General features: G+C 42.5%; 2 protein-coding genes. Both read left to right on the top strand.

The genetic code is table 11. The annotated features are described in order from the left end of the window. On the top strand, window positions 1-354 hold a 354-nt coding region (locus tag A3761_RS26590; RefSeq protein WP_231881114.1), incomplete at its 5' end, for a putative solute-binding protein. A gap of 49 nt (window positions 355-403) precedes the next feature. Then, window positions 404-613 (top strand): fumarylacetoacetate hydrolase family protein (locus A3761_RS01440; protein WP_197472719.1); only part of this gene is annotated, 210 nt, incomplete at its 3' end.

The following is a 613-nucleotide window of genomic DNA, read 5'->3' on the forward strand; positions in this document are numbered from 1 at the left end:
AAAGGTTTGGGCGAAACTGGCGGAATTGTTGACTTCAATATTCTTTATGCTGTGATGGAAATGGTCGTCAATACTGAAACAGCCCCAGCAAATTTTGCTCACAATATGCGCCAGCATGCGCTATCTCGATTTAATGAACTCGAGAATACAGTTAAGCAGGCACACAGTGAAATTCCACAGAAGTACTGGGTGAGTCTCGATGATGTAAGAAAGTCAGAGTATGAAAACCTTTCTAAGAAGATTCGTTTAGCCTTAAGAGATGAAAAAGCCTACGACGCAAAAGCTATCTCAATATTGTGGANGATCCGTTGTAAATTTAATCCATCTGCGACAGAATGCGCGACTCCGGAGTAGTTGCGCAGAACACTGCTCCTAGAGACCTTGTAGCTTAGTAGGAGTAGTGATGCCTTATACAGCAAAATTTGTTGATGGAAGTTTATTCGAATCACCTATCACAAAAGTCGTTTGTGTCGGGCGTAATTACGCAGAACATGCCAAAGAGCTTAATAACCCCATACCTTCTGAGCCGATTCTGTTTATTAAACCAGGGTCGGCTGTCGTCTCTTTAAGTGAACCTTTCACTATTCCAGACACAGATTGCCACTATGAGGCA

The organism is Oleiphilus sp. HI0123 (assembly GCF_001635315.1).